Origin of the sequence: Mesorhizobium sp. B2-3-5, assembly GCF_006442395.1 — a bacterium.
GTDB lineage: Bacteria > Pseudomonadota > Alphaproteobacteria > Rhizobiales > Rhizobiaceae > Mesorhizobium.
The window spans coordinates 1-7,886 of sequence record NZ_VFVX01000069.1 but is presented as its reverse complement, the minus strand read 5'-3'; the positions used below and the strand labels follow the sequence as shown (position 1 = coordinate 7,886).

At 63.8% G+C, this 7,886-nt stretch carries 10 protein-coding genes and 1 tRNA gene; 3 read left to right on the top strand and 8 right to left on the bottom strand.

All coding sequences use genetic code 11. The annotated features are described in order from the left end of the window. The first annotated feature begins 160 nt into the window (after window positions 1-160). Window positions 161-1,225, top strand: coding sequence for a YeiH family protein (locus FJ958_RS31220; protein ID WP_140749931.1), 1,065 nt, complete (start codon window positions 161-163; stop codon window positions 1,223-1,225). Between the two features lie 7 nt (window positions 1,226-1,232). On the opposite strand, the gene FJ958_RS31215 is transcribed toward FJ958_RS31220, so the two are convergent. The 5 genes from FJ958_RS31215 to FJ958_RS31195 all read right to left on the bottom strand — a co-directional run bounded on the left by FJ958_RS31215 (window position 1,233) and on the right by FJ958_RS31195 (window position 4,112). Beyond that, entirely contained in the window at window positions 1,233-1,730 is a 498-nt protein-coding gene (locus tag FJ958_RS31215; RefSeq protein ID WP_140749928.1) for a GAF domain-containing protein, read from the bottom strand. A 131-nt stretch (window positions 1,731-1,861) separates the two neighbouring features. Next, entirely contained in the window at window positions 1,862-2,167 is a 306-nt protein-coding gene (locus FJ958_RS31210) for a type II toxin-antitoxin system RelE/ParE family toxin (RefSeq protein ID WP_140749925.1), read from the bottom strand. Next, window positions 2,164-2,421: a CopG family ribbon-helix-helix protein gene (locus FJ958_RS31205; protein WP_140611895.1), complete on the bottom strand. Its 258-nt coding sequence runs from the start codon at window positions 2,419-2,421 to the stop codon at window positions 2,164-2,166. The genes FJ958_RS31210 and FJ958_RS31205 overlap by 4 nt, the downstream gene beginning before the upstream one ends. Before the next feature lie 171 nt (window positions 2,422-2,592). Beyond that, window positions 2,593-3,825 (bottom strand): CDF family Co(II)/Ni(II) efflux transporter DmeF, encoded by a 1,233-nt coding sequence (dmeF, locus tag FJ958_RS31200; protein ID WP_140749922.1) that lies wholly within the window; start codon window positions 3,823-3,825, stop codon window positions 2,593-2,595. Window positions 3,826-3,833: 8 nt separating this feature from the next. Then, a complete protein-coding gene (locus FJ958_RS31195) occupies window positions 3,834-4,112 on the bottom strand; it encodes a metal/formaldehyde-sensitive transcriptional repressor (RefSeq protein WP_140611839.1) in 279 nt (92 codons plus the stop codon). A gap of 270 nt (window positions 4,113-4,382) precedes the next feature. On the opposite strand from FJ958_RS31195, the gene FJ958_RS31190 reads away from it, so the two are divergent. Next, the gene (locus FJ958_RS31190; RefSeq protein WP_140611841.1) at window positions 4,383-4,616 is read left to right on the top strand and encodes a hypothetical protein; all 234 of its coding nucleotides are present in this window, start codon (window positions 4,383-4,385) and stop codon (window positions 4,614-4,616) included. Window positions 4,617-4,682: 66 nt separating this feature from the next. After that, a complete protein-coding gene (locus tag FJ958_RS31185) occupies window positions 4,683-4,949 on the top strand; it encodes a DUF1488 domain-containing protein (RefSeq protein WP_140749919.1) in 267 nt (88 codons plus the stop codon). Between the two features lie 6 nt (window positions 4,950-4,955). Here FJ958_RS31185 and FJ958_RS31775 read toward each other — a convergent pair. The 3 genes from FJ958_RS31775 to FJ958_RS31175 all read right to left on the bottom strand — a co-directional run bounded on the left by FJ958_RS31775 (window position 4,956) and on the right by FJ958_RS31175 (window position 7,653). Beyond that, window positions 4,956-5,031 (bottom strand) — tRNA-Cys (locus tag FJ958_RS31775). Between the two features lie 307 nt (window positions 5,032-5,338). Continuing rightward, entirely contained in the window at window positions 5,339-6,400 is a 1,062-nt protein-coding gene (locus tag FJ958_RS31180; protein ID WP_140749914.1) for a diguanylate cyclase, read from the bottom strand. Between the two features lie 143 nt (window positions 6,401-6,543). After that, window positions 6,544-7,653, bottom strand: a complete 1,110-nt coding sequence (locus FJ958_RS31175; RefSeq protein ID WP_140749911.1) for an acyltransferase family protein — start codon at window positions 7,651-7,653, stop codon at window positions 6,544-6,546. Between the last annotated feature and the right edge of the window lie 233 nt (window positions 7,654-7,886).

Sequence of the window (7,886 nt, the reverse complement as noted above, 5' to 3'; positions counted from 1 at the left end):
CTATACGGGGAGAAGGTGCCGGCAGGCGGATGAGGGGCCGCGCCAGCCCTGGCTATTGCCAAGATCGTTCGGAAAAATCGATCATTATAACGAAAATAATTCGTTGGAAAGATTGATCGTGAACTGACATTTCTCCGGCACACTCGCCTGGAGAATTGCATTGTCTTCCCTGACCCGCATCGCGAACGATATTCCGAAGAGCACGATTTCCGCCGATCTGGCTGCGGGGCGCAAGCGCCTCGATTCGGTGTGGAACGGCATCATCCCCGGCATGGTGCTGGTGGCGATGATCACCGCCGTCGCCTTCTCGGCGCGCAATGTCTCCGGCTTCGCCCTGTTCAGCCCGATGATCCTGGCCGTCGTCGCCGGCATGGTCTACTCCAACGTGCTCGGCACGCCGGTGCATGCCAAGGCCGGCATCGCCTTCTCGCAAAAGCGCCTGCTGCGCTTCGCCATCGTGCTGCTCGGCTTCCAGCTGACGCTCGGCCAGGTCGTCTCGATCGGCGCCGGCGGCGTCGGCATCGTCGCACTGACCCTTGGCGCGACCTTCCTCTTCACCATCACGCTTGGCCGGCTGATCGGCGTCGACGCCAAGCTGGCGCAGCTGATCGCCGCCGGCACCTCGATCTGCGGCGCCTCGGCCATTGTCGCCACCAACATCGTCACCGATGCGCGCGACGAGGACGTCACCTACGCCGTCGCCTCCATCACCTTGTTCGGCACCGTCGCCATGCTCGGCTTCCCGCTGCTGGCGCCGCTGCTTGGCCTCGACCAGCACGCTTTCGGCCTTTGGGCCGGCGCTTCCATCCATGAGGTGGCGCAGGTCATCGGCGCCGGCTTCCAGAACGGCACCCAGTCCGGCGAGATCGCCACCGTCGCCAAGCTGACACGCGTCGCCATGCTGGCGCCGATGGTCGTCGCGCTCGGCCTGATGGCGCGCCGCGGGAGCAGCGGCGACCAGTCGGCCGCGCGGCCGCCCATGCCATGGTTCGTCGCCGCCTTTGTCGCCGTCGTGGCGCTGAACAGCCTTGTCGCCATACCCGTCGAGATGAAGCAGGCGATGGCGCTCGCCACCACCATCATGCTCACCATGGGTCTGGCCGCCATGGGCCTGCAGGCCGACATTTCGCAACTGCGCTCGCGCGGCCTGCGCCCGCTGGCGCTGGCCTTCTCGGCCTTCCTGTTCATTGGCGGCTTCAGCCTGATGCTGGTGAAGCTGGCCTGAGCAGCGGTCAGTCCTCGAACGAGCTCGCCGCGACATAGAGCGCCGCGAGCTTTTCGATGCCGGCCTGGTCTTCCCCGTCGAAACGGCCTGATGTCGGGCTGTCGAGATCGAGCACGCCAAAGACGCCGTCATTGTCTTCCAGAAGTACGACCAGTTCCGAGCGCGAGTCGGCGTCGCAGGCGATATGGCCGGGGAAATCATGCACGTCCTTGATCAGCATCGAGGTGCCGAGTTCGACCGCGGTTCCGCACACGCCCCTGCCGACGGCGATGCGCACGCAGGCCGGCTTGCCCTGGAACGGTCCGAGCACCAGCTCCTCGTCCGATGCCATGAAATAGAAGCCGGCCCAGTTGAGGTCGGGCACCATCTGGAAGATCAGCGCCGCGGTGTTGGCGGCGTTGGCGATCGAGTCCTCTTCGCCCTCGAGCAGCGCCTTCAGTTGTGCCGCGAGATCGCGGTAGAACGCCGGCTTGTCCGAGGTGTCGATGGCCTTGGTCGCAAACATGGCTTGTCTCCGTAAGGAAATCAGCGGTGCCGTTTCCGCTACTCTGCACCAAACGAGCACCGGATCATATAGCGCCACGCACGATCTGTGTTGATGTCATCGCACTGTGCCGCTTGTATGTCAGTGCTGGTTCACTCCGGCCACTCTTCGGGCTGCCAGTCGCGTGACGTGTGGATTACCCGAACGATGGAAATGAACTCCCGCCCCGCCTGCACGGTGAGCGAATAAGCGATGATGTATGGCAAGCCGGTGACGACTTTCTCATAGCTGCCCGACACGCGCCCCGGCCGCCCCGTCGGCATTTTTCCAAGTGCTGCGCCGGCACCGCGAAGGTCCGCAACACGGCGTGCGGCCACCGGATTGTCGGCAGCGATATAGGCAAGTTGCTGCTTGAGGTCGTCCAGTGCCTCGCGCGACCATTGAACGGGCCGAGTCACCCCTTGCCCTTGGCGGCATCGATGACGGCATGGAGCTCCGCCATCGCTTCATCATGGGGAACCACGCGACCGGCCGCGACATCAGCCATACCGCGTTTGATTCCGTCGACAATTGAAAGTTCTCGTTCGACATAGGCGGAAACGGCTTCGGCCGCGAGATAGGATTTGCTGCGTCGGGTGTTCGTCGCCAGCCGGCCGAGTTTTTCCTTGATTTCCGGCGTAACGCGGATCGTCATGGTGGTGCTAGCTGTCATAGCGAAAGCCTCGTGTTTAACTGTGTACATGTTGGCACAAAGTAGCTTTGAGAACCAGTCCTGTGCTGACCGCCGGCGAAATCCGCCGCTGAAGGGCGATGTGATGCTGGGCACACGATGGCGACCGATGAGCCGCCGTGCGGCTGGCCGCCCCGCGAAAGGCCTGAAAGCCTACGCCGCCTTCCGGACCTCGATCGTCAGATGCGACAAGGATCGGAACCGCGCCAGCCGGCTGCGATAGTAATCCTGTTGCCGGCGCGTCCGCATCACCACCGAGACGATGGCGCCGAGATGGCCCGGCCCGAGCCGCCACAGATGCAGGTCGGCAAGCTGGTCGCCTTCGCTCTCGATGGTCCGGCGCAGGCCTTCGGCCATGCCGCGGTCGGGATTCATGTCGAGCAGCACGGCGCTGGTGTCCCGGATTAGCCCCAGCGCCCAGCTGGCGATGACCACCGCGCCGACAATGCCGGCAACCGGATCCATCCACAGCCAGCCGAAGGCGCGGGCCAGGATCAAGCCGATGATGACCAGCACGGACACCGCCGCGTCGGCGATGACGTGGACCACGGCGGCGCGCATGTTGTTGTCGTGCGTCGCCTTGCCGTGCGCATGCTCATGTTCCTCGAACAGGACCGGATAGGTTCGTCCGCCGATCCTGACATTGGCCTCGAAGGCATGCGGCTCGGGAATCTCCTCGATGGATTCCAGGCCATCGCCCAGGTCCCTGAAGGCGAAGCTCTGCCGGACGCCATCCGACCGCACCGTTTCTATCGAGACGGACGACGAAGCAGGCGCCACGCCCGATTGAGAATGGAGCCGGAAGCGCGGCGGCACGCCCTCCTCGAACACTTCCAGCACGACCTCGCCATCCTCCGTGGCGATCCGATGCGTCTCGTCATGTCGGTGCGCCGTCGCGTGCTCATGATCGTGGCCATGCTCATGATCGTGACCGCCGCCGAGCAGCCATGCGCTGGCAATGTTGACGGCAAGGCCAAGGCAGGCGACCGGTATGGCCTCGGCAAAATGGATCGGCACGGGCGTATGGAGACGCACGACGGATTCGTAGCCGATCAGCAGTGCGATCATGGCCAGGATGATGGCGCTGGTGAAGCCGGCGAGGTCGCCGAGTTTGCCGGTGCCGAAGGTGAAGCGCTGGTCGCCGGCATGCCGGCGGGCATAGGTATAGGCAAGCGCCGCCAGAAGCAGCGCGCCGGCATGCGTGCTCATGTGCAGCCCGTCCGCGACAAGGGCGATCGAGCCGAACAGAATGCCGCCGACGATCTCGGCCACCATCATGGCCGCGCAGAGCCAGATCACCGCCCAGGTCTTGCCTTCGCTCTTCCGGTGTTCCTCGCCCAGGAACATATGGCTGTGGAAAGCCGCTGCGCTGTTGGCTTCTGTCATGGCGGAACTCACTTCACATAGGTGCGGACGACATCGAGCAGCTGCTCGACCGCTTCGCTGTTGAGCGCGCCGGGGTGGCGCTCGGAATCGACGAGATGCGTGCGCACATGATCCTCGATCACCTCGCCCATCAGCCCGGTCATTGCGCCGCGCGCGCCGGCGATGAGATGCATGACCGCCTCGCAGCCGGCCTCGCTGTCGAGAGCCCGCTCGATGGCTTCCACCTGCCCCCTGATGCGGCGCACGCGCGCCAGAAGCTTCTGCTTTTCCCGGACCGTGTGTGTCATGCCGACCGGCTTAGCATAGCCCCCTACCCTATACAATGAGGCGAGCAGTCCGCCCCTTGCAATCGCGGGTGCGGGCACGGCGGCACTGATGGACAGGCATGCCAAACTGATCTGCCGTCGGCATGAAATATTCAAGAATATTGTTTCGGCATCCGCTTTCTTGAAAGCCGCGAACCCCCAAATATTTCAAAAATTTGAATTTTATCGGCCGAGCGCCTATTTATCCGACAAGTTCGTTTCCGTGATTTCCGCATGAAGGAGATTTGTTCGATGGCTGATGGCAATCAGACTCTAATGGCGAAAGCCGAAGCTCGTTTTGTCGACAAGCAGAAAAAGACGGCGGAGCGCAGCAAGGCGACCGCCGAATACATCTCCGAGGCGCGCGCCAGGGAGATCAAGACGGCAAGATTGAGGCAGTTGCGGCTGGCCAAGGAAGAGGCTGACCGGATAGCGGAAGCTGAGAATCCGGCGCCGAAGAAGAAACGGGCGGTGAAAAAGGCCTAGGAGGACTTCCAGGAAAGTGTGAAGCCGCCTGGAATTGCGTCAGAGCATAGAGCCAAGGAGGCCAAGATGAGCCTGACCTTTCCCAATCGCAGCCGCAGCTATGACGAAGCCGGCAAGCGCATCCGGTTCGTCGGCCATGACGGCATGTTCCAGATTTCCTTTTCCGTCGCTGCCGATGCGATGTCGAAGATAAAGCCGTCGACCGTGGCCAACGAAGCAGGCTACCTGGCCACGTTCGACGCCGAGGGCAGCGCCATCCGCGACGTGGCGTCGAGGGCCTATGACCGCACCCGAAAGAGCCTATATGTGCTGACGGCCGACGATTTCCACTGAGAATGTTGGAGGCCTCGCCTCGGGATCGAACCGAGGCTTCAGAGATTTGCCGTCTCCAGCGTAGCCGCTCCGCCACGAGGCCATGGCGATCGACCTAACGGATAAATGTTTGCGTAAAAGTTAAGCTCGAAGGCCTGCTTGTCGGTACGTTGCGAAATGCCGCTCCGCACCGTTGCGGCACCGCTTCGCCGGTAGGCGCCATGCCGCCCGGCCGGAGGAACGAGCAGCGCCATCGAGAGGCGATAACGCCGATCTGCCGAGCGAATAATGGCCGGCGAAACAGCGGCAAGGCGAAGCCGGCCGCAGCTCTAACTCACAGCTCTAACTCTCTGTTTTTACGCAATTCCGGAGGGAAAATCGTTCACATTTTTCTTGAGAGGGCTCGAACGTCACGCCGCGACGCTGCGGCCTTTCAGGCCGGCTTCCGCCTTGAAGATGCGGAACGTGTTGCGGCCCGCCGCCTTGGCGGCATAGAGCGCGGTGTCGGCTTGCGCGAACAGGTCGCATGGCGTGCCCGTTCCGGCGAAGGCGATGCCGACCGAAGCGCCCAGTCTCAGCGACTGGCCGCGGACCACGACCGGGCTGCCCATCGCCTCGATGATGCGGCGCGCCATGCCGGAGACGGCACCCCGGTCGAGATGCGGGCCAAGCAGCACCGCGAATTCGTCGCCACCGACGCGCGCCACCAGATCCGCCTCGCCGCAACCGCCGGCAAGCCGTTCGGCCGCCGCCTTCAGGCATTCGTCGCCGACGACATGGCCGAACGTGTCGTTGACGGCCTTGAAGCCGTCGAGATCGATCAGAAGCAGCGCGCCGAGCGGACGGCCTTCGTCGGCATGCGCGAGCCGCGCCTGGAAGCGGGCGCGATTGGCGAGCCCGGTCATGGCATCGAATTCGGCGAGATAGCGCATCCGGTCCGACAGGATCTTCTCCTCGGTGATGTCCTGCTTCATGCCGAAGATACGCACCGGCACGCCGTCCTCGCACTCGACGGTCGCGGTGATGCGGATCCAGCGGCTGCGGCCCGCGAAGGTGGTGATCTCGGCGTCGAGGGTAAAGCCGCTGCGCTCGACAATCGCGCGGCTGCGCAGGCTGTCCAGCGCCTTGCGTGACTCCGCCGGATAGCACTTGATGATCTCGCTCCGGTCGAGCGCGGCGCCGCGCGGCAGATCGAACAGGTCATAGACCACATCGGTCCAGTGCAATTGTTCGCCGGGCAGGCTGCATTCCCACACGCCGATGCGCGCGGCGACCGACGCGCGGTCGAAGATCTTGCGGCTGTGCGCCAGTGAAACCTCCTGCCTGACGATCAGTGCGGCCTGTGCCGCGACTTCCGCCTTGAGGCTGGCGATGGTGGCGGCATCGCGGCGGCGCTCGCCCCCACTGTCATGCCCTCTCCGCCTGCCGGGCTGCGATGCCGGGCCTTTGGGAGCGTATGACGTATCGGACATGGCTTAACTCCTGGCGGGCCACCACCATGGCGCAACAGCCCTTAAAACTTCGCTGACGGCGAATTGGTCTTGGAGACCTCCCCGAGGTCGAACTCCGGGACGGCTGAGGCTGGCCGCAACGCTTCGGGCCCTTTGGAGCTTGGCTACTTCAGGCTCGACTGGGCGGTGGCGGCGGACAGTGCCGGTTTGGGCGTGGCTGCGTTCGGTGCCGGTTGCGGAGCGCTCCCGTCGATATGCGCCCAGCCCGGCCGCTCGAACAGGAACATGCCGAAACCGATGCGTTTGACGATGAAGTAGAGAACGACCGGGCTGATGGTCGAGACCAGAAGCACCGCCAGGCTGAGCATGCCTGTGTCGGTCAGCATGCCGCTTGCCAGCGCCGCGCCACGGAAGAGCGACATCGGGATGGTGAAGGCGACATAGACGACCAGCGAATGCTCGCCGAGCCACCGCAGCCATTCCATGGCCGGGAATTTAGACAGGAAGCCGCCAAGCACGCAAAGCGCCACCGCGCCGGCGACGGCCAGGGTGAGGTGCAACGGCGGCCACGCCGCCAGGCCCATCTGCATGCCGACCGGCTGAAGGGCATAACCCGGTGAATAGACGAGGAGGCCGTTGACGATCGCCCACAGAACCAAGCCGGCCACGGCCAGCGCCGGGCGGGCTTGCGTCCATCCGACGAGCCGGAACACCAAGGGCGCCACCACGAAGCCGAGGTAGAAGAACACGAAATAGGCCGCGAATTGTTCAAGCGCATAGCTCTCCGGATGGGGCGCCCACATCTGCAGGGCGGCAGCGATCGGGATGACGATCCAGGCGGGCACGCGAAACTGCCGCAACAGCTTCGCGGCGAGGCCGAACACCGCCAGCATGTAGATGAACCACAGCACGCCATAGGGCTGGACGACCGCCATTGCCAGGTCGTGCAGCATGCCGCCGGGATCCCGGCTGAAGATGCCGATCTTCAGCCCGATCGAGATGATCGCCCACAGCACGTAGAAATAGAGATAGTGGACGACGCGGCGATCGATATAGCGCCGCCACGGCCGGTCGATGACCTGCGACAGGAACAGCCCGGAGATCAGGAAGAATTCCGGCATGCGAAACGGCGTCGCGAAGCCGATGACATAGTGGAGGAAGCCGACGCCGCCCGTGTACTCGCCGGTGTTGTAGGCCGAGTACATCATGACCACGAGGATGATCGAGAGGCCTTTGGCCGTGTCCACCCACGGCATGCGCATCGGGCTGTTCATGGCGAATCCATCCGGAGCCGGCCAATCCGGCCAGCCATCATCCGGCGATATCTAGCACCATCAAGCTTCCCAGATCGTAAACGCGCCTCTTCGCGGCGCGGTGGCGGATCATTATTGGCCGCTGCACCATACGGCATGTCCGTCATGGTCGATCGCTTGCGGCCTCCAAGTCGTTGGCAATCCTCCGCCGTCGGCGCTGCCCCTCACTGTCCTGCCGGACATCTCTCCCCGTA

What these genes read in the sequence shown, in the direction of transcription:
- FJ958_RS31215 (WP_140749928.1), bottom strand. Translation starts at nt 1,730, where the DNA reads ATGTTTGCGACCAAGGCCATCGACACCTCGGACAAGCCGGCGTTCTAC.
- FJ958_RS31205 (WP_140611895.1), bottom strand. Translation starts at nt 2,421, where the DNA reads ATGACAGCTAGCACCACCATGACGATCCGCGTTACGCCGGAAATCAAG.
- dmeF (WP_140749922.1), bottom strand. Translation starts at nt 3,825, where the DNA reads ATGACAGAAGCCAACAGCGCAGCGGCTTTCCACAGCCATATGTTCCTG.
- FJ958_RS31195 (WP_140611839.1), bottom strand. Translation starts at nt 4,112, where the DNA reads ATGACACACACGGTCCGGGAAAAGCAGAAGCTTCTGGCGCGCGTGCGC.
- FJ958_RS31190 (WP_140611841.1), top strand. Translation starts at nt 4,383, where the DNA reads ATGGCTGATGGCAATCAGACTCTAATGGCGAAAGCCGAAGCTCGTTTT.
- FJ958_RS31185 (WP_140749919.1), top strand. Translation starts at nt 4,683, where the DNA reads ATGAGCCTGACCTTTCCCAATCGCAGCCGCAGCTATGACGAAGCCGGC.
- FJ958_RS31180 (WP_140749914.1), bottom strand. Translation starts at nt 6,400, where the DNA reads ATGTCCGATACGTCATACGCTCCCAAAGGCCCGGCATCGCAGCCCGGC.
- FJ958_RS31175 (WP_140749911.1), bottom strand. Translation starts at nt 7,653, where the DNA reads ATGAACAGCCCGATGCGCATGCCGTGGGTGGACACGGCCAAAGGCCTC.